The organism is Pedobacter namyangjuensis (genome assembly GCF_003313325.1).
Lineage (GTDB): Bacteria > Bacteroidota > Bacteroidia > Sphingobacteriales > Sphingobacteriaceae > Pedobacter > Pedobacter namyangjuensis.
Genome location: NZ_QMHQ01000001.1, coordinates 287,351 through 313,610, shown reverse-complemented (window position 1 = coordinate 313,610; position 26,260 = coordinate 287,351). Strand labels below are relative to the sequence as shown.

General features: G+C 36.2%; 26 protein-coding genes. 20 read left to right on the top strand and 6 right to left on the bottom strand.

Annotation, left to right across the window (positions count from 1 at the left end):
* Positions 1-84 precede the first annotated feature (84 nt).
* The 11 genes from DUT69_RS01505 (at position 85) to DUT69_RS01455 (ending at position 7,975) form a co-directional block, all read left to right on the top strand.
* Positions 85-666: a 30S ribosomal protein S16 gene (locus DUT69_RS01505; protein WP_113651367.1), complete on the top strand. Its 582-nt coding sequence runs from the start codon at positions 85-87 to the stop codon at positions 664-666.
* A gap of 95 nt (positions 667-761) precedes the next feature.
* Positions 762-1,286 carry a ribosome maturation factor RimM gene (gene rimM, locus DUT69_RS01500; protein WP_113651366.1) on the top strand — a complete coding sequence of 175 codons (525 nt, stop codon included), beginning with the start codon at positions 762-764 and terminating at the stop codon, positions 1,284-1,286.
* A 45-nt stretch (positions 1,287-1,331) separates the two neighbouring features.
* The gene (locus DUT69_RS01495; protein ID WP_113651365.1) at positions 1,332-1,958 is read left to right on the top strand and encodes a membrane lipoprotein lipid attachment site-containing protein; all 627 of its coding nucleotides are present in this window, start codon (positions 1,332-1,334) and stop codon (positions 1,956-1,958) included.
* A 129-nt stretch (positions 1,959-2,087) separates the two neighbouring features.
* Positions 2,088-2,972: a hypothetical protein gene (locus DUT69_RS01490; RefSeq protein WP_162796147.1), complete on the top strand. Its 885-nt coding sequence runs from the start codon at positions 2,088-2,090 to the stop codon at positions 2,970-2,972.
* Positions 2,962-3,162 carry a helix-turn-helix transcriptional regulator gene (locus tag DUT69_RS01485; protein WP_113651363.1) on the top strand — a complete coding sequence of 67 codons (201 nt, stop codon included), beginning with the start codon at positions 2,962-2,964 and terminating at the stop codon, positions 3,160-3,162. The genes DUT69_RS01490 and DUT69_RS01485 overlap by 11 nt, the downstream gene beginning before the upstream one ends.
* A gap of 91 nt (positions 3,163-3,253) precedes the next feature.
* The gene (locus tag DUT69_RS01480) at positions 3,254-3,715 is read left to right on the top strand and encodes a hypothetical protein (RefSeq protein WP_113651362.1); all 462 of its coding nucleotides are present in this window, start codon (positions 3,254-3,256) and stop codon (positions 3,713-3,715) included.
* A 42-nt stretch (positions 3,716-3,757) separates the two neighbouring features.
* Positions 3,758-4,186: a hypothetical protein gene (locus DUT69_RS01475; protein WP_113651361.1), complete on the top strand. Its 429-nt coding sequence runs from the start codon at positions 3,758-3,760 to the stop codon at positions 4,184-4,186.
* 36 nt (positions 4,187-4,222) lie between these two features.
* The gene (trmD, locus tag DUT69_RS01470; protein WP_113651360.1) at positions 4,223-4,897 is read left to right on the top strand and encodes a tRNA (guanosine(37)-N1)-methyltransferase TrmD; all 675 of its coding nucleotides are present in this window, start codon (positions 4,223-4,225) and stop codon (positions 4,895-4,897) included.
* 204 nt (positions 4,898-5,101) lie between these two features.
* Positions 5,102-5,449, top strand: a complete 348-nt coding sequence (rplS, locus tag DUT69_RS01465; RefSeq protein ID WP_113651359.1) for a 50S ribosomal protein L19 — start codon at positions 5,102-5,104, stop codon at positions 5,447-5,449.
* Positions 5,450-5,599: 150 nt separating this feature from the next.
* Positions 5,600-6,826, top strand: a complete 1,227-nt coding sequence (locus tag DUT69_RS01460) for a Glu/Leu/Phe/Val dehydrogenase dimerization domain-containing protein (protein WP_113651358.1) — start codon at positions 5,600-5,602, stop codon at positions 6,824-6,826.
* 9 nt (positions 6,827-6,835) lie between these two features.
* Entirely contained in the window at positions 6,836-7,975 is a 1,140-nt protein-coding gene (locus DUT69_RS01455; protein WP_113651357.1) for a mechanosensitive ion channel family protein, read from the top strand.
* A 368-nt stretch (positions 7,976-8,343) separates the two neighbouring features.
* On the opposite strand, the gene DUT69_RS01450 is transcribed toward DUT69_RS01455, so the two are convergent.
* The 3 genes from DUT69_RS01450 to DUT69_RS01440 all read right to left on the bottom strand — a co-directional run bounded on the left by DUT69_RS01450 (position 8,344) and on the right by DUT69_RS01440 (position 11,800).
* The gene (locus DUT69_RS01450; protein ID WP_113651356.1) at positions 8,344-9,000 is read right to left on the bottom strand and encodes a phosphatidylserine decarboxylase family protein; all 657 of its coding nucleotides are present in this window, start codon (positions 8,998-9,000) and stop codon (positions 8,344-8,346) included.
* A 108-nt stretch (positions 9,001-9,108) separates the two neighbouring features.
* Entirely contained in the window at positions 9,109-9,645 is a 537-nt protein-coding gene (gene hpt, locus DUT69_RS01445; protein ID WP_113651355.1) for a hypoxanthine phosphoribosyltransferase, read from the bottom strand.
* Position 9,646: 1 nt separating this feature from the next.
* Entirely contained in the window at positions 9,647-11,800 is a 2,154-nt protein-coding gene (locus DUT69_RS01440; protein WP_113651354.1) for a transglycosylase domain-containing protein, read from the bottom strand.
* A gap of 198 nt (positions 11,801-11,998) precedes the next feature.
* Between DUT69_RS01440 and DUT69_RS01435 the strand changes: the two genes are divergently transcribed.
* From DUT69_RS01435 to DUT69_RS01425, 3 genes are read left to right on the top strand one after another with little or no spacing between them, the layout of a single operon-like run.
* A complete protein-coding gene (locus tag DUT69_RS01435; protein ID WP_205314197.1) occupies positions 11,999-13,075 on the top strand; it encodes an Mrp/NBP35 family ATP-binding protein in 1,077 nt (358 codons plus the stop codon).
* Between the two features lie 34 nt (positions 13,076-13,109).
* Positions 13,110-13,355 (top strand): NifU family protein, encoded by a 246-nt coding sequence (locus tag DUT69_RS01430; protein ID WP_113651353.1) that lies wholly within the window; start codon positions 13,110-13,112, stop codon positions 13,353-13,355.
* Positions 13,356-13,409: 54 nt separating this feature from the next.
* Positions 13,410-14,051, top strand: a complete 642-nt coding sequence (locus DUT69_RS01425; protein WP_113651352.1) for a peptidase associated/transthyretin-like domain-containing protein — start codon at positions 13,410-13,412, stop codon at positions 14,049-14,051.
* Between the two features lie 69 nt (positions 14,052-14,120).
* Here the strand turns inward: DUT69_RS01425 and def are convergent, their stop codons facing one another.
* The 3 genes from def to DUT69_RS01410 all read right to left on the bottom strand — a co-directional run bounded on the left by def (position 14,121) and on the right by DUT69_RS01410 (position 16,477).
* Entirely contained in the window at positions 14,121-14,678 is a 558-nt protein-coding gene (def, locus tag DUT69_RS01420; RefSeq protein ID WP_113651351.1) for a peptide deformylase, read from the bottom strand.
* A gap of 104 nt (positions 14,679-14,782) precedes the next feature.
* Complete coding sequence (locus DUT69_RS01415; protein ID WP_113651350.1) at positions 14,783-16,015, bottom strand: M16 family metallopeptidase; 1,233 nt, start codon at positions 16,013-16,015, stop codon at positions 14,783-14,785.
* A 15-nt stretch (positions 16,016-16,030) separates the two neighbouring features.
* The gene (locus DUT69_RS01410) at positions 16,031-16,477 is read right to left on the bottom strand and encodes a hypothetical protein (RefSeq protein WP_113651349.1); all 447 of its coding nucleotides are present in this window, start codon (positions 16,475-16,477) and stop codon (positions 16,031-16,033) included.
* 171 nt (positions 16,478-16,648) lie between these two features.
* Between DUT69_RS01410 and htpG the strand changes: the two genes are divergently transcribed.
* From htpG to DUT69_RS01380, 6 genes are all read left to right on the top strand, one after another.
* Complete coding sequence (htpG, locus tag DUT69_RS01405) at positions 16,649-18,535, top strand: molecular chaperone HtpG (protein ID WP_113652418.1); 1,887 nt, start codon at positions 16,649-16,651, stop codon at positions 18,533-18,535.
* Positions 18,536-18,703: 168 nt separating this feature from the next.
* Positions 18,704-19,921, top strand: a complete 1,218-nt coding sequence (locus DUT69_RS01400; protein ID WP_113651348.1) for a metallophosphoesterase — start codon at positions 18,704-18,706, stop codon at positions 19,919-19,921.
* A 689-nt stretch (positions 19,922-20,610) separates the two neighbouring features.
* Complete coding sequence (locus DUT69_RS01395) at positions 20,611-23,454, top strand: outer membrane beta-barrel protein (protein WP_113651347.1); 2,844 nt, start codon at positions 20,611-20,613, stop codon at positions 23,452-23,454.
* Between the two features lie 95 nt (positions 23,455-23,549).
* Positions 23,550-24,242: a DUF4397 domain-containing protein gene (locus DUT69_RS01390; protein WP_113651346.1), complete on the top strand. Its 693-nt coding sequence runs from the start codon at positions 23,550-23,552 to the stop codon at positions 24,240-24,242.
* A 102-nt stretch (positions 24,243-24,344) separates the two neighbouring features.
* Positions 24,345-24,917 (top strand): RNA polymerase sigma factor, encoded by a 573-nt coding sequence (locus tag DUT69_RS01385; RefSeq protein ID WP_113651345.1) that lies wholly within the window; start codon positions 24,345-24,347, stop codon positions 24,915-24,917.
* Complete coding sequence (locus DUT69_RS01380) at positions 24,898-26,217, top strand: porin family protein (protein WP_113651344.1); 1,320 nt, start codon at positions 24,898-24,900, stop codon at positions 26,215-26,217. The genes DUT69_RS01385 and DUT69_RS01380 overlap by 20 nt, the downstream gene beginning before the upstream one ends.
* Positions 26,218-26,260: the final 43 nt, after the last annotated feature.

The window sequence follows — 26,260 nt, the reverse complement described above, 5'->3', positions numbered from 1 at the left end:
AATTAATCAGCGAATTACTTACTTTTGCATCCCCGCAAGCATGAAGCTCCGGGAACTATGTTGAATACATAAACTTATAACGAAATGGCAACTAAAATCAGATTGCAAAGATTCGGTAAAAAAGGTAAGCCTTTTTTCCACGTGGTAGTAGCAGATTCACGCTCTCCAAGAGATGGTAAATTTATTGAGCGTTTAGGTTCTTATAACCCAAACACCAACCCTGCAACTATCGAAATTAACTTCGACAAAACTTTAGACTGGGTAAACAAAGGTGCACAACCAACTGATACGGCTCGTGCTATTCTTTCTTACAAAGGTGTGTTGTACAAAAAACACTTACAAGGTGGCGTTAAAAAAGGTGCTTTAACTGAAGAACAAGCAGATGCTAAATTTGCTCAATGGTTAGAAGCTAAAGGCGGCCAAATTGAAGGTAAAAAAGAGAACTTAAACTCGAGCAAAAGCGAAGCTAAAAAAGCTGCTTTAGCTGCTGAAGCTAAGAAAAATGCTGACCGTGCTGCAGCTATTGCATTGAAAAATGCACCAGTAGCAGAAGAGGTTGTTGAAGAAGAAGTAGTTGCTGAAGAAGCTCCTGCTGCTGAAGCTGCAACTGAAGAAGTGGTAGCAGAAACTCCAGCTACAGAAGAAGACAAAAAAGAAGAAGCTTAGTCTTTTAGATTAGTTTTAACTTATGATAGCGTTCTGATTTTTCAGGACGCTATTTTTATTATTAAGAATTTAAAACCTACTTAGGGGTTTGAGGTATGAAAAAGGAAGAAGCATTTTACGTTGGTTATTTTACAAAAACAAAGGGCTTAAAGGGCGAATTGCAATTGTTTTTCGAGTTCGACGATTACGAAAAGTTAGACTTTGATGTGCTTTTTGCAGATATGAACGGAAAAATGGTTCCGTTTTTTACTGCAAGTCATAAACTTTATCCAAATAGCACAGGTCTTTTCTTCTTTGATGATTTGGACCACGTTGATAAAGCGCAAGCACTAGTTAAAAAGAAAGTTTACTTACCATTGGATAAAATGCCGGAGCGTGGAGAAGACGAGTTTACCTATTTCGATTTAGAAGGTTTTACTGCATCTGATGAGACGCATGGAGAATTGGGCGAAATAATAGCTGTTAACGAATATCCGCAACAATTTATAGCTACGGTACTTTATAAAAAAACCGAAATTATGTTTCCGTTAAATGACGACATTATAGTTGAAATTGATGATGAAGAGGAGACGATTTTAGTAAACCTACCAGAAGGCTTGCTGGATGTTTATTTAACCTAAAACCATTCACTAAAACAATATTGGCGTTTTGTAAGTTAACATAAAATGAAACGCCTAATAATTTTATTTTGCTTATTGGCTACTCTGGCCGCATGCAATAATACTGATAATAAAACTTCACAGCCGAAAGATACCGTTGAGAAACCTGCTTCGGCAAAGCCAAATTTTAGCACTCAAGATTCTATAACAGCCGTTGGGCGACAAGTTCTACAACTGCTAAAAGATAAAAACTACAAAGAACTCAGCAAGTTCTTCGCGGTTAATGGGGTGTTGTTTTCTCCATATGGCTATGTAGATACGGCGTCAGCAAAAAAAATAATGCCCGAAGATTTTCTTGATGCGATAGATAAAAAATGGATTTTAACTTGGGGTAATTATGATGGTACTGGGGAGCCAATAAAGCTTTCCGTAACCGGATATCTTGATAAATTTGTTTATAATGCTGATTACCTAAGCGCCGAAGCTGTTGGCTTTAATGAGGTTATTAAGCAAGGTAATACTACTAATAATCTAAAATCGGTTTACCCAAACAGTCAGTTCCTAGATTATCATTTTAGCGGTTTCGATCAAAAACTTAATGGAATGGACTGGTCTAGTCTTCGGTTAGTGTTCGAAAAACAAAACAACGATTATTTTTTAGTAGCAGTAATCCACGATCAGTGGACGATTTAAGCTATTTTGTAAAATAATTTAATCTTTTAGTAAAATATATTTGACATTATTGTCAATTTTACTTTACATTTGTTCAAACAAACTTGATGCGCAATCTTGTAGTCTAATGTGAACTTAAAAGATTTAAAAATGAAAAGTAAATTCTTGTTTCCAACATGGTGTAATATTGTTGGCTATTTAATGGTAATCCCTGGTTTTGTATTAGGGTATTTGTTCATCTTCCATAATTACGAAATTCCCGGATTCGGATTTCAAATGCGAGAGAAAAGTAACCTTTTTCAAAATGCATTTGAGAATTTTACAAATGAACTTGCGGTGTTCTTAGTAATTGTAGGATTGCTATTTATTGCTTTTTCAAAAGGAAAAAAAGAAGATGAATTAACAGCCAGATTGCGGCTTAATTCTTTGTATTGGAGCGTGATGATCTATTACATTATTTACAATTTTGGCTTTTTGCTGGTAAATTACATTAAAGAAATACCTTTTGTTGGCGAACATATTTTGGAGCTCAATATTTTCTCGCCCCTCTTAATTTTTATCATTAGGTATTATTATTTAAAATACGCTAAAGCGGATAGTTTCGTAGTAGGTAAACCAAAATTTTTGCCAAATGTGCCGTTTCGTTCGGTCGGTGTAATTTTAACGTTAATTGGTTTAACGGTTTTTGTCTTCGAAGCGAAGGACAATATTATATTTAGCTCAAATGATTTGCTATTTGTAATTTCCTATTTTGTAATGATAACGGGACTTCTAGTTTGGTCGTTTTCTAAAAATAAGATAGAAGATGAGATGGTGATGCAACAAAGATTAGAGAGTCTGCAATTGGCTGTTTATTTTAATTACGGCGTATTGCTTTTAGGAACATTATTATTTTATTCGGCATTTTATTTATTTCTTATGCTATATGCACAATTTTCTTTATTAGTTTATTTTGTGTTAAGAATGGAATACGTAAGATTTCGAAACAACAAACAGCTAAATACTTTTGAGGAGGGAATGAATTATGAAAAATAATTTAAGAGTACAAAGAGCTATTAAAAATATAACGCAAGCCGAATTGGCAGAGTTGATTCAGGTTTCTCGTCAAACTATCAATACAATAGAATCTGGAAAGTATGTTCCGTCAACTGTATTGGCTTTAAAAATGGCAAAGGTTTTTAGTGTGCCTGTTGAAGAAATTTTCGATTTAGAGGAAGGAGATTAGTTTTTTGATGAAATATGTCGGAACAGAATAATCGTTTGATTGACGTTAATTAAACGATTATTATTATATTTAGTTGTCTAAACCAGATATAATGAAAAAAATAATGCTCTACTTCGCGATTTTATCGCTGTTTATCTCTGTGAACAATGCTATCGCACAACAAGCGATTGATCTTTCTAAATTTATTGGTGCATGGGAATTTGTGAAACAACCGCTCCCTCCAGACGCTCCAAAACAGCCATTTCTTACCACGCTCAAAGTATTTGACGAACAAGGTTTTTGTCTTCAACTAAAAGTATCAGAACAGGGTACTGTGGTTTGGCAAACGGCAAAAATCGAAGTGTTGGATGGTGGTCTTCTAAAAGAGAGCATCAACTATTCTATAAGTCCAAACTTAGCAAATACAACATCGACCTTAAAATGTGCTTTTATGAATGATCCAAAAGGGAACCAGTTTTTTTCTATTCAAGGAGGGCACAAAGTAGTTAATGGAAAAGATACTTATGCTTGGGGCGAATTGTGGCGAAAAGTAGAAACCATAAAGAAAAATTAATATCGTCTAAATATTTACCGTTTTCAAAATAAAAAAGATAGTATGAAAAAATTATTAATGCTTTGTTTAATTACACTAGCTACAAACCTAGCTTTTGCACAGGTAGATAAGCTAGCGGGCGTCTGGGAACTAACTATTCCGCCTACACCAAATGGCGAAAGACCAGCATACAACGTGCTTAGAACTTTTGATGAAAAGGGAAATTACTTACAAATTGCAGCTACGCCCAATGGCTCTTTCATAGTAGGTAAAGCACATTTCGCAGAATTTGTAGATGGAAAAGTTAAGGAGAACATCAAGTTTGCTGCAGATTCTAGTCGCATAGGAAAGACGTTTAACTTTAGCTACAAATTTATAACAGAAGGTAAACACCAATTGTTAATTACCGAGGGCGGAACAAAGGTTGAAGCTGGATACGCAACAGTAGAATGGCGAGAAATATGGCGAAAAGTAGAGGAATATAAACAATAAAACTTCTGGTTTCTTTTTGTTGCTTATCTTTGCGCTATGCGTTTTGACATCATTTCAGTTTTGCCAGATTTATTAACCAGTCCTTTTGCACATTCTATTTTACAACGTGCACAAAAAAAGGGCGTGGCCGAAATTGTGGTTCATAACCTTAGAGATTATGCAACTAACAAGCAAAAAAGTGTAGACGATTATCCTTACGGTGGCGGAAGTGGTATGATTATGTCAATAGAGCCTTTTGCTTTATGCATAGAAAAGCTAAAAAGCGAAAGAGAATATGACGAAGTAATTTTCATGAGCCCCGATGGCGAAACACTTAATCAAACCATAGCAAACCAGTTATCTACATTAAAAAATGTTATCATTTTATGTGGGCATTATAAAGGGATAGATCAAAGAATTAGAGATATTTTTGTAACCAGGGAGATTTCTATTGGCGATTATGTTTTAAGTGGTGGCGAATTACCAGCTGCGGTGGTGGTAGATGCGGTTGTACGCTTAATCCCCGGGGTTTTAAACGATGAAACTTCAGCACTTTCTGATAGTTTTCAAGGAGAACTGCTAGATGCACCAAATTATACCAGACCGGCAGATTGGCGTGGGCATAAGGTGCCCGATATTCTGTTAAGCGGTCACGAAGCTAAAATTAATAATTGGCGACATGAAGAGGCTTTGAAAAGAACGCAAGAGCGAAGGCCCGATTTACTTAAATAAATTAAAATGCAAATTATTGTGTTTGAAGCGCATAGCCGAAAATCCCCTTTGGGGTGCTAAAAATAAATACTTGGGCAATGTGGAAAACACCGGGATTGTTAAAAAGTAAATTAATTTCAAAATCTACTTTTATTTTTAAAATAAATTTCCTAATATTGCAGTCCGATTTTAAACAACAAAAAATCGGCTTAATAGCTTAAAAACATGGATTTAGTAAAATTTGTAGAAGAGCAGGTAATCACAAAAAATGAGTTTCCTTCTTTCAAATCAGGAGATACAGTAAGTGTACACTATAAAATTCGCGAAGGTAATAAAGAACGTGTTCAGATTTACCAAGGTGTTGTTATTCAACGTAACAGTGCTGGTGCAACCGAAACGTTTACTGTTCGTAAAATTAGTAATGGTGTTGGTGTAGAACGTATCTTCCCGGTAAATTCGCCTAACATTCAAAAAGTAGAGGTTAACGGTTACGGTAAAGTACGTAGAGCTAAATTGTTCTATCTACGTTCATTAACTGGTAAAGCAGCTCGTATCAAATCTTTAAGAAAGTAATATTCTTATTATAAAAAATTTAACCTTCACGATTAATCTCGTGGAGGTTTTTTTGTTTCTATCTTTGCCGCACCAAATATCTAATCGCTAAAATGGCTCAATTTGCTTAATTCGCTTAAGCTATTTTCTGCGTTATAAAACTGAACGAAAATGAAAGACTTATTAAAAAAGTACGAAGAAAAACAACCCGAAATTGTTTTCGAGTGGAAAGACAAAGAATCTGAAGCCGAAGGTTGGGTTGTAATAAACTCCTTGCGTGGTGGCGCTGCTGGTGGCGGTACACGTATGCGTAAAGGATTGGATAAACGTGAGGTTGAATCCCTAGCCAAAACCATGGAGGTTAAGTTTACCGTTTCTGGTCCGCCAATTGGCGGTGCTAAGTCAGGCATAAACTTTGATCCTGCAGATCCACGTAAAAAAGAAGTTTTAGAACGTTGGTATAAAGCGGTTATGCCTTTGTTAAAAAGTTACTACGGCACAGGTGGCGATTTAAATATAGACGAAATACACGAAGTTATTCCTATTACCGAAAGTTATGGCCTTTGGCATCCGCAAGAAGGTGTAATTAACGGGCACTACCAAGCAAGAGAAAACGAACGCATACACCAAATTGGCCAATTACGTTATGGCGTTTCAAAAGTGCTCGAAGATTTAGCCTATACACCAGACATAAAAAGGAAATACAAAGTGGCCGATATGATTACAGGTTACGGTGTATCAGAATCTATTAGACATTATTATAATATCTGGGGCGGAGAATTAAAGGGTAAAAAAGCAATTATACAAGGCTGGGGTAATGTTGCCGCTGCCGCGGGATATTATTTGGCGCAACACGGTGTAAAAGTTGTTGGTATTATCGATCGCGTTGGCGGTTTAATTAATACTGATGGTTTTAGCGAGCAAGAAATTAAAAATCTTTTCAATAACCGCGTTAACAACACCTTGGTATCCGATAATTTAATTCCTTTTGCTGAGGCAAACGAAAAAATTTGGAATGTAGGCGCAGAGATTTTTGTTCCGGCGGCAGCTTCTAGGTTGGTAAAACAAGAAGAAGTAGACCAAATGATTAAGGCAGGTTTAGAGGTTATTGCTTGCGGTGCAAACGTACCTTTTGCCGACAAGGAAATTTTCTTTGGTAGTATTATGGAATATGCTGATAATCATGTGGCTGTTGTTCCAGATTTTATAGCAAACTGTGGCATGGCAAGAGTTTTTGCTTACCTAATGCAACGTAACGTAGAAATGAGCGATGATGCGATCTTTTCTGATGCTTCATCAATTATAGAGAAGGCACTACAAGCAGTTTACAAGAGCGCTAACAAGCCAACAAACCTATCTAGTACCGCATTTGAAATTGCATTAAAACAATTAGTATAAAGTTAAAAAATGAATAACGAGTTTTTCGGACAAATTTTCTGGGGTAACACCATTAAGCAATACCTAATTATTGCGGTTATTATTCTTGTTGGTTTATTATTCAAAAAAATAGTTTCTAGAATTTTAAGTCAGCTTATTTTTAGGTTGTTTAAAAAGTTTGCCGACCAAGTTAATTCCGAAACCTTTATTGCCTTATTGTTAAAACCAGTTGAGTTTTTTATCAGCATTTTTACGCTGTACGTTGCCATTAAGCAATTAACACACCCGCTTAATGTTACCTTCTTCAATTATAAAAAAACAGTTGGTACTGCAAAAATAAACGAAGCATTTACAATTGGAGAGCTGGTAGATAAGGTTTTTCTATTCTTAATATTGCTATCCATTTTCTGGATTGTACTTAGAATTATAGACTTTATTGCGCATGTTCTTTTGGTACGTGCGGCAAAAACAAAAAACAAAGCCGACGATCAGTTGGTACCATTTATAAAAGAGTTATTAAAATTCATTATCTCTTTTATAGGGTTCTTTGTGCTTTTGGGTTATGTTTTCGAAGTTAATGCCGTTAGCTTAATTACCGGTTTGGGTATCGGCGGTATTGCTATTGCAATGGCGGCTAAAGAGAGTTTAGAGAACTTATTAGGCTCTTTCCTGATATTTTTAGATAAACCCTTTACAGTTGGGGATGTAGTAAAAGTTGATGGCGTAGAAGGCACGATTGAACGCGTAGGCTTTAGAAGTACAGTATTACGCAGTGCCGATAAAACCACTTATGTTATTCCAAACAGGGCGATGATAGATGGCGTACTGGAAAATTTGACCATGCGCAATGCTCGTCGCGTTAAGTTTGATATCGGTTTAACTTATGAAACCAGTTCTGAAACTATTAAAAAGATTATTGAAGCATTAACAAGCTATTTAAAAGAAAATCCAGACACTACGGATGCTTCTGTTGCATTAGATTCTTTCGGCGAGTCTTCATTAAATGTTCAGATAATTTACTTGGTGCCAATGAAAAAGGAGTTCGATCTGGTAAAGGTTAAAGAACGCGTAAATTTTAAGGCAATTGAAATTGTACAGCAATACGGTTCGGAATTTGCCTACCCAACTCAAAGAACTGTTGGTGGCGAGAAGCCCGAAGAAAAGATGTAGCAAGCTTATTTGAAAATCAAATACAGAAGCCCGATTATATGTTAGTCGGGCTTTTTTGCTTTATTCCCGATGAATCCCGATTAAAATCGGATCGGGAGATACCGCAACAATCCCGTTTATTTTACGCAGGTACGTGCTTCTATTCGGATTTGCATATTGCCTAAGAGCTACATGCTTTGTGAAATAAACCTGATTGTAGTGAAAACGAAAGCTTTTTCTGCTTTTGTTGAAACAAAAAGCAGGGCAGCATTTGCCAAGAATTGCCGACAATGTTTTTCTAAAAAAAAATCGGTAAACATAACTAGTTATAAGCCATTAGCTTTAATTCTTCTATTACACTAAGAATTAAAAATGGATATTAACTCAAATTAAAGCTCTGCTAAAACGGTAATACCGCCTTTAACCACTTGATCTAATTGCAAGTTAACTTTGGTGCCAACAGGCAAGAAAATATCTACCCTAGAGCCAAATTTGATAAATCCAAATTGTTCTGTTTGCTCAACTTTATCACCTTCTTTAATATACCAAACAATTCTGCGGGCTAAGGCACCGGCAATTTGTCTGAACAGAACAGGTGTGCCATTTGCGTGTTCTACCACTGTTGTTGTACGCTCGTTCTCGGTACTTGATTTTGGGTTCCAAGCAGCTAAATATTTGCCTGGATGATATTTGAAAAACTTAACTACACCAGAAATTGGGTTGCGGTTAATGTGTACGTTTACTGGCGACATAAAGATGGAAACCTGTAGGCGTTTATCTTTGAAATATTCGCCTTCTTCTGTTTCTTCTATTACTACCACTTTACCATCTGCCGGGCAAATAACCAAGTTATCACCGTTTGTAAATTTTCTGGAAGGGTTTCTGAAAAACTGTAAAACGATTAAAAACAATGCTAAAGAAAGAACATAAACCGACCAGCGTAACCAAGCGATATCTGCAAATTTATAATCGATAAATGCGTTAAGCAACATTATAAATAATACGGTAAGCGCAATGCTGGTATAGCCTTCTTTGTGTATTGTCATTGGGTTTTAATTTAGTTTGTCGCAAAAATCGTAAAAAAAAACTGATTTATTTAGTCTTGTAATGATTATTTGAAGCTGAAGTGAAATTGAATTTTGAGTAAATTGTTATTAAACCGCTCTGTAAATATCTGAAAGATTTCTGCCCAAACCATCGTAGTCCAATCCGTAACCAACTACAAATTCGTTAGGGATTTCGAAACCAACATATTTAAGCTCTTCTATTGGTTTTTGCAATGCTGCCGGTTTAAATAACAAACTGCAAACGGCTATCGAAGCCGGTTTTTGCGCTTTAACCTTTTCTAGAATGTAGTGCAGGGTATGACCAGTATCAACAATATCTTCTACCAAAATTACGTCTCTATCATGCAAATTATCGGGTAAGCCAAACGTCTCTTTAACAGTTCCGGTAGTTTCGGTTCCTTGGTATGATGCTACCCGAATAAAACCGACTTCGCAGGCTATATCAACTTCTTTAATTAGATCGGCCATAAAAAGAAAACTGCCATTTAAAACGCCGATAAAAATTGGGCAACGATTTTCGTAATCTACATTTAACTGAATTCCAATTAATCGCGTTCGCTTATTAATAGAATCATTTTCTATCAGAATTTCGAAATTCTTACCGTTTACTTCTATGTTATTCATATTAATCGCCTTCGTTTTCTCGCTCTTTCCTACGTTCTTCACGTCGCTCTTGGCGAAGTTGTTTTCTTGTTTTTACGGTATCAGTAATAGTTGGGGCTTTAATTAGCGTATCTTTTTTCTTTGTTCCAAATAAACGGTCGAAAAGATTTTTTCCGCTGTCCTGCATTCCGCCTGGAGGCATAATATCATCGTCCATATCCAACGCATTGGTATCTATTACAGCAGAATCTGGCAATAAATATTGTCTCAAACCTTCGCGTAAGCGCACATTATAAAATCCATAACCGCTCGTATCAGCAGGTGTTAAACCTCTTCTTGCCATGGTGCCACCAATAAATTTAAAGTAAGGTAACATATAACCTTTCAAGCCTCCGTCGCTCATAAATTTATACATGGCGGCTTTTGGTTTTGGAACAATACTGGCAAGGAAAATACTCTCACCAATGCTTAAATCGGCAGGAGATTTACCAAAATAGTGTCTAGACGCTTCGCCAATCCCGTAAACATTTTGGCCCATTTCTATAATGTTAAAATAAACCTCAAGCATTCTTTGTTTGCTGATTAACTTGTTGTTTTCGATTAGCCAAACAATTAAAATTTCTTCCGCTTTGCGGGCTAAGGTTTTTTGCCTGCTTAAGAATACATTTTTAACCAACTGCATAGAAATTGTACTACCACCACGTTTGAAACGCTTTTCTTTAAAGTTTACGGCAATAGATTTTCTGATAGACTCTTCTACAAAGCCATGATGGCGAAAGAAGGATGGATCTTCTGAAGTTAGTAAAGCATTTTTAAAATTTTGAGAGATGTTTTCTAAGCGAGTAAAATTTGAGTTTGAAGGACCGATAGTGATGTTTCGCATCGGTTTGCCATATTCATAAGGCGTGTAAACAAAATCGCTATTAATTTTTTGCAAATCGTTTTTGCCCCATTTTAAAATCTTAAAATCTGTTGGCGTTAAAGACGAATCAAATTTTACACTATCCGGAATTGATGTATCTAGGTAGAAATTAAGGTTGTACTTTAGTTTTCCCTGTACTTGCATCCCCTCTAAAGATTCAAATAAACCAACCGGAAAGGCATCGAAAATAGCTTGTGCATCTTGCTCTTCGGCGTTTATTTTCATCTCGTAAATTTTGTTCGGAGAGAGGGTATATTTTAGGTAGGGGTGTACCGAAGCATTTTTTAGAAATATAGTAGATGTGCTATCTAAACAAATGAAATTTTCTCCAACAAGCATATCGGCATCAATCTTTGCATCAGGAACAATTACATTTTCATTGGATATCCTTTTTTGGTTTACCACCAGATTTTTTATTGACCAAGAGCCCGATATTTTTAAATTATCACTACCGTAATCGGCATCTTTTAATTGGGTTCGAACGGTATCAAAACTTACTTTGGTGCTAAGTTTGTTTTCAAGGTAAGGAAGTTCGATTTTCTTGTTGCCATCTGCAAAAAGCATAATGTCAAAATGCTTAGATCCAGCGTCAACCTCGCCGTTAACATGCCACGTTGCTACCGTATCGTTAACAATTATGGTTGATTTTAAATCGCCACCATCTATTGTAGCGGTTGTAGTTAAAAACTTTAAAGAAGCGGTATCATTGTCGTTAAGTTTAAACACCAAATTCTTTATTTCCATATCATCGGGCACTTTATAAAGCACCTCGTTTAGCAAATTGTTGGCAATTTCTCCAAGCCCAACTTTGCTTTTTGTGGTAACGCTATCTTTCTTTTTTCTCTTAAGGATAAAATCCAAATTGGTTAACGAGTCTTTTAACACAACATTAAACACTCCGTCATTAAGCTTAATCTCGGCAAGTTTTACATCGCCAAAAAGCAAAGGAAAAACCTTTACGCCGACAGTAATATCGCTGATGGTAGATAATGTATCTCTGTCTTTTGGAACAACAGAAATGTTTTTCATGGTAACGGTACTCAGTCCGCTAAATCCGGCAGAGCCGATTTTGACTTCTAAATCGTAATCTTTTGCTGCTTTGGCAACCGCTTTAGCCATTACTTTTTTTAGTAAAGCCTCTCTTTTGCTGTAAGCATAAACACCCGCTGAAGTTAGAAGTAGAAATAAAACGCCCAAAACCCAAGCGCCAATCTTAATGTATTTTTTTGGGATGTTAATTTTTGGTAGCTGCATAAACTAAAGTAGAAATTATTGTTAAACAAACGCTTAACGCAAATGTTTATTTCTCGCGAAGATATTAATTGTATCTCATCTGTCGCAAGGAGTTCGAAAAAGACAAACATTTGTCAGCTTTGTCTCAGTTCGTGTTAAAATTACAACAAAAACAGTTATAGAAAATTTTTTATGCCTATGTTTTGTTAATTTTGAGCGATGATAATTACTGAGGAGCAGATTTTAGCTGCGTTGCGTAACGTAGAAGATCCAGATTTGAAAAAGGACCTGGTTACTTTACACATGATTAAGGATGTGAAAATTGAGGGCGAAAAGGTGAGTTTTACTTTAGAGTTAACCACGCCAGCCTGCCCGATGAAGGATATGCTTAAAAATGCTTGTACCAACGCTGTTAAGCATTTCGTAAGTCAAACGGCAGAAGTAGATATTAACATTACTTCAAGAGTTACCAAGCCATTAGATACTACACAACTTAACGCCATCAAAAATATTATTCTAGTTTCTTCAGGAAAAGGTGGTGTAGGAAAATCAACAGTGGCCAGCAACTTGGCTGTAACTTTAGCCGCAGACGGTGCTAAGGTTGGCTTAATAGATGCCGATATTTACGGGCCATCTGTTCCAATTATGTTCGATTTAATTGGTGCAAAACCCAGTGCAAGAGAAACGGCAGATGGTAAGACTTTGATTTTGCCTATTGAGAAATATGGCATTAAACTTTTATCGTTAGGCTTTTTCGCAGATCCAGACCAGCCTGTGCCTTGGCGTGGACCAATGGCCTCTAACGCGATAAAACAATTGTTTAACGATGCAGATTGGGGCGAACTGGATTATTTAATTGTTGATTTGCCTCCAGGAACGGGAGATATCCACATTACGATTTGCCAAAGTTTTCCAATTGCTGGAGCGGTTATAGTTACAACTCCACAGCAAGTTGCCTTAGCCGATACGAGAAAAGGATTGGCCATGTTCAAAATGCCTGGTATAAACATTCCGGTACTCGGAGTTGTTGAGAATATGGCGTATTTTACTCCAGCAGAGTTGCCAAACAATAAATATTACATCTTTGGCAAAGATGGAGGTAAAGAATTAGCAGCTAAATATGATGTTCCATTTTTGGGAGAAATCCCTTTGGTACAAGGAATTGCGGCTGCAGGTGATGTTGGAAAGCCAATTGCGTTAGAAAGTGATAGTCCGATGGTTGCTGCTTTTGCAGCTATTGCCGGTAAAATAGCGCAGCAAATTTCTATACACAACGTGCAAACGGCTAATTATTAAAAAATTACTATTTTTATATTTTAAAATAAATAAAATGAATTTAACTGAAAGAGTGGAGCAAGCATTAGAAACTATCAGGCCATATTTAATTGCCGATGGAGGAAATGTTGCCATAGAAGAGATTACGCCAGATTTGGTGGTTAAATTAAGATTATTAGGTAACTGCGGAAACTGTAAAATGAGTTTCATGACAATGAAAGCAGGAATTGAGCAAGCTATTATGAAAGCAGTGCCAGAAATTACCGGCGTTGTTGCGGTTGATTTGGCTGAGCAAGAGTAAGTTATTTAACACATTTTAACTAACAGAAAAGGCATTAAACATTAATTTTGTGCAATGAGATTTAGTTTAACCATAATTTTACTGTTTTTTGTTACTACTGTTTTTGCGCAGAGCGAAATTAGAATTGGCAAATTGGTGCAGTTTTCGGGTATTATTACCGATGCTGACAGTAATGCTGTGGTGCCTTATGTTACCATTACCAACTTAAGCAATAATGGGCAAAAATACGCAGCCAATTATCAAGGCTTTTTCTCTTTTATTGTAAATCCTGGCGATACGGTGGTATTTTCGGCAGTTGGTTTTACGAGTAAGACATTTATTTTACCTAAAGAAGTACACGAGCACAAATACACGGCTATGATTAAAATAAAATCAGAGATTGTGTATTTAAGAGCGGTTAGGGTTAGTCCGTGGGCTACTGTAGAAGAGTTTACAAAAGAATTTTTAACGATGAAAGTTGCGGATGACGATATGGCTATCGCCAAGCGAAACCTTTCTGGTAAAAGTATAAAAGGTATGGCTGTAACCTTGCCTAGAGATGGCCAGGAAATTAGTAACAGCAATTACCGATATAATTTCGATAGGATGGTTAACGTAAATATGCGCCAGACCAACCCATTCTTAAACCCATTTGCTTGGGGTAAATTAATTCAAATGATTTCTAGCGGTGATAAAAGCCGTGCGGAAGACCAATAAATTTAGATTGATGAGATTTACGAATCTCAATTTGAAAATCGTAAATCTTATTCACCATCGTAAGTCTTTCTATCTTTTCTTGTTCTGTTTAGGAAAACGCATTTTATAGTCTGTGCTTACTTTTCCTTTAGAAATATTATCTAACCTGCTTTTAAGCATTTGCTTACGCAATAAGCCAAGTTTATCAGTAAATAATTTACCTTCAATGTGGTCGTATTCGTGCTGTATAACACGAGCCGGGAAACCAGTTACCTCTTCTTTGTGTAATTGCCAGTTCTCATCGTAATATCTTATCAGGATGTTTGGTTTACGCATTACATCTTCGCGTACATCAGGAATACTTAAGCAACCTTCGTTAAAAGCCCAAGGTTCGCCAGTTTCTTCTAAAATTTGCGCATTAATAAAAACCTTAACATAAGCTTCCTCATCTTCATCACCTTTGGTATCAACAATAAATAAACGAATTGGCAAGCCAATTTGAGGAGCGGCTAAACCCACACCATTAGCATTGTACATGGTTTCGAACATGTTTTTAATCAACTGCTGCAAATCAGGATAGTTCTCGTCTATATCTTCACATACTTTTTTTAAAACAGGATCTCCGTAGGCTACTATTGGTAATTTCATTGGGCTTATTTCTTATTTGATGGCACAAAAGTACGAAAATACAAGTATTGTTGAATTGCTTTATTGTCAAAATGTCTAGCTGGAAACTAGGATCGGGATGAAATCTAATCTTCTACCGGATAAAAAGTTAACGAGCTAAGCGTCTTTTCGTCTAAAACTTCATTGGCAATGTTTGCCATATCTGCTACAGAAACTGCTCTAATTTTATTGAAAACTGCCTCAAGATTATCAATTTTATTGTAGTCTATTAGGCTTTTAGCCATAGAAATAATCAAGCCAATCCTATTTTCTTCGCCTAAAGCAATTTGCCCAATAAATTTGTTTTTTGCTTTCTGGAGTTGTATTTCTGTGAGCGGGTTTTCTCTAAACTTTTTAAATTCCTTGTAAATTAATTTGAATGCCTTATCAACCTTTTCCTTATCCGTGCCAAAATATAAGGCAAAAATTCCAGTATCGCTCAGCGGACTATAATTTGATTCAATTGTATAGGCAATGCCGTATTTTTCACGTACCTGAAGATTTAAAATAGAGCTCATTCCTGTTCCTCCCAACATATTATTTAGCAGCAATAGGCCAGCTTTGTACGGGTGGTGCAACGAATAGGTTTGTGTGCCCATCATAACGTGGGCTTGCGAAATTTGCTTGTTAACCATAATATTGCTAGTTGTATTTGGTTGTGGCGCTATTCTGTTTTTTACGCTTATATTTGGCTTTACCGACTCGAAATGTTTGGTGCCAATTTTAACGAATTTCTGCAAAGGGTAATTACCGATAACGGCAACCACAATTTCGTCTGTTCTGTAGTTTTCTTCTATAAAGTCCAGAATATCGGCTCTGCTTAAACCGCTAACACTTTCTGGTGTGCCTAAAATATTTCTCCCAAAGGGATGCCCAGCAAAAAGTTGATCTTCGAAATCGTCATTTATCGCTTCCTCAGGCTGATCTAAATATGAGGTGATTTCATCCAGAATCACTCCTTTTTCTTTTTCCAATTCATCCTCTGGAAAAATAGAGTGAAAAACGATATCGTTAAAAAGTTCTAAGGTTCTATCTAAATATGGGTTTAAAAACGAAGCATGAATGCACGTGTATTCTTTTGTGGTATAAGCATTTAAATCGGCACCCACACTTTCTAGCCTCGTTAAAATCTGATTGGTATTTCTTTTTTCGGTACGCTTAAAAACTAGGTGCTCTATAAAATGCGCCAATCCCATTTGGTTAGCCTTTTCGTCTCTAGAGCCACTATTGATAATTATACAGGCATGAGAAATTGCCGAAGGAGAAGGTACATGCAACAGCCTAATGCCGTTGTCTAAAGTATGAACATTGTATTCCATGTTTTGCCTAGGCAATTATAAATTTTCTGTGTCGGGATATTGTAATTTCAATTCCTCTACAATTTTCTCTTTTATTGGTCTGCTCATTAACAACGCTAAAAAGCTTATGCCGGCAAAAACCATAAAAATGCTATTGCCGGTAATAAAACAAGCCACAATGTTTAACAAAGCGCCGGCCTCAAATAATGCGCATTTAACCAAAAAAGCAGTTTGGTATTTGGTAAATTTTGTTTCAAAAGAGTCTGTTTCGTCAATCCCGGCCATCATTCTATTGTATAAAAATATGCCAATAGAAATGCTAATTAAGCCAATTAAAGGAAAAAGCAAATTCAAGGCCCCTTCGTTTGCCATTTGCGTGCTAAAAACCAAAATATCTTTGTTTATAAAAAGGGTTACTGCGCCAAAAATAAAAACGGCAACGCAAAAAGCGGTATGGATTAACTGAATAGGTTTTAACTTCATTTTATGGGATATATTTTTAAGCGTTAACGATGCAAAGATACGCAACATTGTGTAATTAACGTGGTTGCATTGCTAATTGTAAAATCAACAGGCTGTCATTTTGACTTGTTAATTCTTTTGGAACAAGCATTGATAAGCAATAAGTATCATCAAAAAAATTATAAATTAATTATGACGACAGAAAAAGGAAGTATTTCCATACACACAGAAAACATTTTCCCAATCATCAAGAAATTCCTGTATTCGGATAATGAAATCTTTTTAAGGGAATTAGTTTCTAACGCAGTTGATGCGGTTCAAAAAATAAAACGATTAGGCGCTTTAGGCCAATATAATGGCGAGGTTGGTGAGCCATTGGTTGAAGTTAGCTTAGATGCAACGGCTAAAACCATTACCATTAGCGATAATGGTTTGGGTATGACTGCCGAAGAAATTAAAAAATACATCAATCAGGTTGCTTTCTCTGGCGCTAGCGAGTTTGTAGAGAAATTTAAGGATGCAAAAGACGCTAACGAGATTATAGGTAAGTTTGGTTTAGGTTTCTACTCAGCATTTATGGTTGCAGATTTAGTAGAAATACAAACATTATCTTACCAGGATGGTGCAGAGCCTGCAAAATGGACTTGCGACGGTAGTACGTCTTTCGAAATTAGCGAAGGTAGTAGAACTACACGCGGTACAAGTATCATATTACATGTTAATGCAGAGTCTGAAGAATTTTTAAGTGAGCAAAAACTGCAAGAAATTTTAGATAAGTATGCTAAATTCTTGCCTGTTCCAATTAAGTTCGGTACTAAAACAGAACAAGAAGAAGACGGTGTTGACGAAGAAGGAAAAACAAAATATACATCGGTTGAGGTTGATAACATCGTCAACACAACTAACCCAATCTGGACTAAATCGCCTGCAGATTTGTCAGACGAGAATTATTTAGATTTCTACAAACAGCTTTATCCATTTTCAGAAGATCCGTTATTTTGGATCCACTTAAACGTTGATTATCCTTTTAACCTAACGGGAGTTTTATATTTCCCTAAAGTGAAGGACGATTTTGATATGCAACGCAACAAAATCAAATTGTTCTCTCGCCAAGTGTTCATTACTGACGAGGTAAAAGACATTGTTCCAGAATTTTTGATGTTATTGCATGGTGTAATCGATTCTCCAGATATTCCGTTAAATGTATCTAGAAGTTTCTTACAGGCAGATAGCAACGTTAAAAAAATCAACAGTTACATTACTAAAAAAGTAGCTGATAAATTAGCTGAGTTATTTAACAAAGACCGTAAAGCTTACGAAGAGAAATGGAGCAATATCGGGCTGTTTGTTAAATACGGAATGATTAGCGAAGAAAAATTCTACGATAAAGGCAAAGATTTCGCATTGTTAACTAACACCAAAGGCGAGAACTTTACTTTTGAAGAGTACAAAGAAAAAGTTGCGCCAGCGCAAACAGATAAAAACGGAAACGTAGTGTATTTGTACACTACAGATCCTGATAAACAAGATGGTTTTATTCAGTCTGCCGAGAAAAAAGGTTACGATGTTTTGGTAATGAATTCTCCAATTGATAATCACTTTGTGAGCAGCTTAGAGCAAAAATTAGAAAAAACACAATTGAAACGTGTTGATGCAAGTGTTGCTAGCAGTCTAATTGAAAAAGACGAAGTTTTAGAATCTGTTTTAAGCGAAGATCAAACCACAAAAGTGAAAGAGATTTTCGAAAAAGCGATTACTAAACCAGGCTATACGGTAGAAGTAGTTGGCTTAAGTCCAGATGATTCTCCGGTAACTGTTACTATGGATGAGTTTATGCGACGCATGAAAGACATGGCCAAAATGGGTGGCGGAATGAGCTTTTATGGAAGCATGCCAGACAGCTACAAAGTTGCCATTAATGGAAACCATAAGCTGGTAAGTAAAATTTTAGCGTCGGCTGATGCAGATGAGCAAAGTAAATTTGCAAAACAAGCGGTTGATTTGGCTTTACTTTCGCAAGGCATGTTAACTGGTGCAGAATTAACTGCTTTTGTAAGCAGAAGTGTAGAGCTTATATAAGCTCCTTTGTTGTCATTCCGAGGTACAAGGAATCATTTATAGATTAAACTATCGGTTGGTGTTGCATCTACCGAAAATGCAAACAAGATGGCTGGTGGAGACACTAGCCATTAGTAATATATAAACCTCGTAGGTTTCAAAAACCTACGAGGTTTTTTTGATAATTTTATGAAAAGACGATTTCCGCTAATACCTTTTTTGATATTTGTAACTTTCTTTTTGCTAGTTAACGGATATGTAATAAACGTTTTAACGCCTATTGTACCTGGTACAATACTTTCTTTGCTTTGGGTAATTCCGATAGTGCTATTGGCATTGTTAAGCTATAGCATCTCCAAACTTGACACTAATGGGCAAACCCTCGTTTTTAAATTTAGTGCCCATGCATTGTTAATTTACTTTGCTTCGCTAATAGTTTTTGTGCTAACCGAATTACTTACAGATGGCTATAGGTTAATTTCCGGTGCAATCAGTTACGTGTCTGAAGGTAATTTCATTTATCCGGAAAGGCCTTTAAACGGCGTTTATTTGGGAATCTTGTTAACATGTCTACTTATTTTAGCGTTTATTTACGGTATTTCTAGAGGTAAATATGCATACCGGGTTATTAAGCACACACTTTATTTTGATGAGCTACCATCGGCATTTGATGGTTTCACCATAACGCAAATTTCCGATGTGCATGCCGGTAGTTTTACAAATGCAAAACAAGTTCAAAAAGGTATTAACCTAATTAATGAACAACAGTCTGATTTGTTTGTGTTTACAGGCGATTTGGTAAATAACAAAGCCGAAGAAATTAAGCCTTGGATTGGTCATTTTTCTCAAATTAAAGCAAAATATGGTCAGTTTTCTGTGTTGGGCAACCATGACTATGGCGATTATGTGAAATGGGAAAATGAATTAGTTAAGCAGGGAAATTTGCAACAGCTTAAAAAGTACCATGCAGAATTAGGTTTCCGTTTGTTGTTAGATGAACACATTGAGCTAAGTAAAGACGGCCAAAAAATAATATTGGCTGGTATAGAAAACTGGGGACTGGGTTTTGGAGAAAGAGGTGATTTGAAAAAAGCGCTACAGGGAACGAGTGTGGCTGATTTTAAAGTTTTGCTATCTCATGATCCCTCTCACTGGGAGGCGCAAGTTAAAGATAATCCCAATAAAATACATTTGGCTTTGGCGGGGCACACGCATGGTATGCAGTTCGGTATAGAGGCTTTTGGTATTAAATGGAGTCCTGTAAAACTGCGTTACAAACATTGGGCGGGCATTAAGGAAGAAAATGGGCGTGTGCTAAATGTAAATCGTGGATTTGGCTTCATCGGGTTTTCTGGTAGGGTTGGTATTTGGCCAGAAATCACGGTTATCGAACTAAAGAAAAAGTAAACAGCATCGGTGCGAGTGTTTGTGTTCATTGTTTTATGCAATCTATTTTAGCCACAGATATATACGATGAGCACAGATTTTGTAAGTGAATAGGATGATTAGAAAGAACGACGATGGATTTCAGGCTTTCGAAGTAATCTATTTAAATTGGTTTTACCACAGATTTGCTGGATGAACACAGATATTTAAATTGGTAAAATGATTTGGAAAAAAGATGATGGATTGGTGACTCCCAGAAGTATCTGTTTTTAGCCACAGATATACACGATGAGCACAGATGTTGTAAATGGATAGGTTGATTTAGAAAAACGATGCTGGTGTATATCGGCAATTAGTCCTTCTGTACGCTTTACTGCGTGCCCGCTTCCATAAGGTTTATTGTACAACGGCATTAGTTCTTTGGCCCGGCAATCCCCAAATAGTTGTAGTAAAGAAATTCAATAGCCCTTATTGAAGCGATATCTTCCGGGTTCCCGACGCGTGGCGTTTGCAATATCGTTCGCCGGAAATTTAGCTGAAAGAAGGAGGACGCCTTGATTTATGCACGGTTGTTGCGCTTCAAAAAAGAAAATCTATTTTATGGAAAAAGTTAGATTATACAATCGTATTTAAAGTTTTAGTTAAATTATTTTAAAAAAGATAAATTGCTGAAAACTAAAGATTAAGTTTGTAATACTAACCTACGTCTCTTGAAAATACGCTACTCATTTTTGCTATTAATTTTATGGCTATTAAGTGCTACCAATGTGCTTGCGCAGGGTAACAGGCGTATAAGTGGTTCGGTAACCGATACTACAAAAACGGCTGTTGAAGGAGCGAACGTAAAAATTATTGCTGGCAACGATACCTTGCAAACAACCACAAATGAGAAAGGTTATTTCAGCTTTTCGAAAATAAAGGCTTCTTCTTTTGTGCTCACTATTACTTCGATGGGTTACCACAGTTTTAGTGCTAACTATAGTTTTGGCGATAGTAAAACGCTAGAATTAAACGCCATTGAACTCAGATTAGCTGGTAACATGCTGAAAGAGGTAGAGATAAAATCTAAGCCAAATCCAATTAGGATTATGCAAGATACGGTTGAATATAATGCTGCAGCTTACCAAGTTTTAGAAGGAGATAACGTTGCAGATTTGATTAAACAGTTTCCGGGACTGGAGGTAGATGATGAGTATAATGTCAAAACCATGGGCAAGGAAATGGTTAAGCTACGTGTGGACGGAAAGGATTTTTTTACCAGTAACGTGAAAGACTTTATTAGCAAACTGCCAGCAGCAATTGTGGCCAAAATTCAGGTTATTGATGATTTTGGCGATGAGGCCAACTTTACCGGAATTAAAATTGGCGAGCCGGCAAAGATGTTAAATATAGTTACCAAGCCCGGCATGAATAAGGGCAAGTTTGGTAATTCTGGTTTATCTGGTGGTACTAACGACCAGCTATCTGGAAATGCGAGTATGAATTTTTGGAACGGCACCAAACAAAGTAATGGTTTTATAAACGGCGGCACGTTTAACAACGGCGCCGGAAACAGCAGAAATATAGCTTTATCGGCAACGCATTCTGATAAGATTACTAATTTTTTAAATGGTGGCGGAGGTTATAATTTTTCGAACAATAATAGCGCAAACAATAATGAGCAGGCTGTAGAAACAGTAAATCCACTGGGTACGTTTTATAGTAACTCGGTAAGTAATGGCGAAAATAGGAGCTACAACCACGGTGCCAACGTAAATCTGAATTTTAACAATAAAGTTCTGTTTTTAAATGGTACGATTGGCGCTTCGTACAACGAAAACGAGAATATTAGCAACTCTTTTAATCAACAGTCTGGTGTAATACGCCAAGATCTAAAAAATTACAGGCTTTCTAATAGCAGATCGCCAAGGTTAAATGCTAATTTTAATATTTCTAAAAAGCTAAAAAACAGCAAAAATGGGTTTTCTGCAAATTTTAGCGTAAACGCAAGCAATTCTAACTCAGATCAGAATATTAGCACAAACACGCTTTACTACGATAAAGACACGCAGGTTTTAGAGAAAGATTCTTTACTCACCAGAAACTTAATTACACAAAGTGATGGACAAAGCTTTGGTTTCGGTTTTAACTATAGTTTGGGCCTAAAAAAGCTGAAGGATAGTTTAGCAAGGCAAAGTTTAAACTTTAACTATAACATTAACGCAAACAGAAACAGCAATTCGGTTTCTACGTTTGTGCTAGATAATATCGATCAGCAATCAAGATTTATAGACTCGCTAAGTACAGATTTTACCTCAATAGGCATCAATCAGTCGTTAGGCATAAATTATAATTACAACTCGAAAAAAATGCGCTACAATTTGGGTTTTAACGCAAGGCCAACTTTGCTAAGCAGTAATTACATCAACCTAAACCAAAAAATACAGAATAATAATTTCAATTACTCGCCCAATTTTAATGTAGGCAGAACCTTTGAAAAAGGCAAGACACTAAGTATAAACTACAGTGGGAACAACAGTAATCCCCAACCATTTCAGTTGCAGCCTATTAGAAATACGCAGAATTTGCAAAATGTAATTGTTGGTAATCCTTTTTTAAAACCTTCTTTCAATCATAGTATATCTTCGGGCTTTAACTACGTAAATGTAAAATCGGGTTTATCGGTGCAAAGTGGTTTAAGTTTCTCGGCTACCCAAAATGAAATAGTTACCAATGTAATTATTATACCAGATACATTAAACAGTTTAAAGCAAGAAACCAGGTACGAAAACACCAATGGTACATATAGTATTGGTAGTAATTATAGCATAAATATACCCATAAAGAAAAATAAGTTCTCTTTTTCTTACGGTGGTAATTTTGGTATTTCTAACAGAGCCGTATTTATCAATAACGAGAAAAATTTTAACAAGGGAATAAATTTCTCGCAAAATTTAAGGGCATCTGCTTCTGCAAAGAACTTTAGTGCGTCGGCTAATGCCAATTATAGCTTTAGTTCAAATAACAATTTTTACAACCAGGGTATGATAGGTGGAGATATCCTTTTAGGAAATTTGGGGCAAGTAAGTGGTGCAACGTTTCTGCGAACCCATAATTACCGGGCTAGCGTAGAGGGTAGATACAACAATAAAAACTTCAGCCTTAACGCTAATATAAGCTATAACGGAACAAAAAATGATAGTGAGGATAACCAAACAGCTTTGAGAAATTTTGAGAGCTATGATTTTAGCCTGAATGGAAATTTTACGATAAAGAAAAGTTATAGAGTAGGTTTCCGCTCTGCTAAAAGAATTAACACCGGGTTTTCATTACAAAACAGCAACCCGCTAATTTTAGATGCCAACTTAAGCAAGATGTTTTTAAAAGATAAAACGCTTAGCCTAAACTTAAGCGCAAACGATTTACTAAATCAAAACAATAACCTTAACCGTTTTGTGTCTGGCAATTCTATTATCGATCGTAGAAGTAATTTGGTTACAAGGGTTTTTACACTTGGTGTAAGTTATAATTTATCGCGTTTTGGAGGCAAGCACATTCGTGTTGATGCAGATTAATTTAAAATATTTTTTTTAGCTGTAGCGTTTTGTATTTCAGGTACGTTAAGGTAATTGTTAACGGCCGTTAACTTTATTTAATTAAAAACTAAGAAATGAAAACGAATTTTAACTTCAAAACTATAATTGCCGCTCTTGCTATTACTGTTGGTTTATCATCTTGTATGAAAAACGATGATAATTACACACCTGTAGAAATTTCTGGATTAAGCTTAATTCACGCTTCGCCAACTACTGAGAAACTAGATGTTTACGTAGACAATACCAAAGCGAGCATAAATGATTTCTCTTTTGGTACAAAAATGGATTATTTAAACGCCTACTCGGGTGTAAGAACACTAAGAATTGCCAAACAAGGAGGTACAACTGCCATCTTCTCTAAGCAATATACTTTAAAACAGTCAGTAGGTTACTCGGCATTTTTGATTAACGCGTTAGATAATATTGACATTTTGTTAGTTGAAGATGAATTGAAAGTTCCGACTGCCGGAAAAGCGAGTATTCGTTTAGTAAATGTTAGTCCAGACGCTACACCTTTAAGTCTTTCAATTACCGGACAAACGTCTAATTTGGCAAGCGGCGTTGCTTTTAAAGCAAATAGCTCAATCGTAGAGATAGATCCATCAGAAAAAGTTAGTTTCGATATAAAAACTGCTGATGGAGTAGTTAAAACCGCTTTGCAAAATGTAAAAATAGAAGCCGGAAAAATTTACACTGTTTGGGCGAAAGGCTTAAACGCGGCTACCGACGATACAAAATTTGGAGTAGCTATTTTCACACACAAATAGTAAATCCAGAGCCACCGACAAAAGGTTGGTGGCTTTTAAAAACATTGTTTCGTATTTTTATACATGATTAAATTATAAAAATCCTTAAACGAAGTAAACTAAATGCTCGGATTTGAGGATGTAATTAAAGGCTGTGTTAGTAACAACAATAAAAGTAAGGAAATGGTCTATAAATCATTTTATGGATACCTTATGGCCGTTATTTTACGCTATACCAATAACCGAGACGAAGCCGAAGAGCTTGTAAACGATGTGTTTATAAAAGTTTTTAAGGCTGTTAATCAATTTGTTTTTCCAAAAGAAACCGAACATGCACAAAAGGCATTTAAAGGGTGGATTGGAAAAATTGCTTCTCGCACAGCGATAGATTTTCTGAGAACTAAAAAGGTTTTTCTGCCTTTGGATGATGTAATAGAACAGGCCGAACCCATTACCGCAGTTAACGTTATTGCCTCGTTAAATTTTAAGGATATTTTAAAGCTTTTGGATGATTTGCCCGAACTGCACAAACTGGTATTTAACCTTTTCGAAATTGAAGGTTTTTCACATCAGGAAATAGCAGTTTTACTAAAAATACCCGAAAGCTCCAGCAGGGTTTATTTGGCAAGAGCAAAACAAAAACTTAGAATACTTTATACCAATACACTAGTTAATTATGAAACCAACCGAACCTAATAAGCCTCTCGATAATGAGCTAATTGCTCATATTAGAGAAAGCCTTGTTGCGCACGAGGAGGAATATTTATCTGGTGCGTGGGAAAAATTTAATAACAAACCGACCCCTAAAACGCCAATAATTTGGCTTAATGCCGTTAATATTTTAAGAGGCGTGGCTGCACTTTTGGTGCTTGGTTTTTTGGGTTACTTTTTAATTGATAAAAAAGAAGGTATACAATCACAAAATCAGGTTGCAAAAGCAAATCCTGAACAACCTGTTCAAAAACCTGTGACGCAAACCTTAGGGAAGCCTGGCGAAGACACGGAGGCAAGTTCATCTGTCTTGGCAGATACGGAAAATGATAAATCCGTTAATTTAGGAGAGCAGCAATCACGTTCAGTTGTTGGAAAAGATATTTTGGAGAAGGATTTTGGCTTGGCCTTAAATCCCACAAATGTGGATAAAGGTAGCGGTGAACAAACAATAACGGCTAATAGAGCGGAACAAAAAACAGTAAGTGTTGCACCAAAAGAAGTTGCTGAAAATGTAACGCAACAGATAATCGCCAAAAACAAACCTGATGAAACTAAGCCAAATATCATCGAGTTTTTTGATAGTGAAACCAAGAAAAATCAGACTGATAAAAATGCAATGGCCAATAACAAAACGGCCAGTAAATTTACCGTTGGTGTTGTTGTTGCACCTTCATTTGGGAATGTAAATAAGCTCAATATGGGTTATGGCGTAAGTGTAGACTATAGCTTGTCTGATAAGTTTTCTTTAAATTCGGGCATTGCCTATAACCAAATGGCGGCTGCGAAAGGAGCTTTTTCTGCTTCCGATGGCGCAATGAATGCTCCAAGTTCATCGGCTATTATCCAAAGACAAAGTACAAGAAGTTTAACTTCTGTTCAAGAGCAAATTTCGGGTATAGATATCCCTTTGGAATTAAAATACCATATTAATAAAAACCTGTATGCTAACGTAGGTGTTTCTGCATTTGCGGTTATTAGTCAGAAAACAGATAACACCTATTTAGAAAACAGGGTAGAGCAGCGGGTTTCTAATTCTGCAAGCGGTTTCCAACAACTTAGTTCGGTTTTAGTAACAGATAAGGTTACAGAACAAGCGGAGCCAAGCACAGTGGACAACTATTCTTACCTGGGTTTCTATAATTTCTCCTTCGGTTATAAGAAGAAGATTTCTAAAAATAATGCCTTTGCGGTAGAGCCCTTTGTTAAATTGCCAATGAGAGAGGTTAATACCCAAAACTTAAGATTAATCGGTACCGGCGTTAAGCTAAAGTTTGACTTTTAAATCGAAATTGTTTTTATACGATTAGTTATCTTTGTAGATAGAA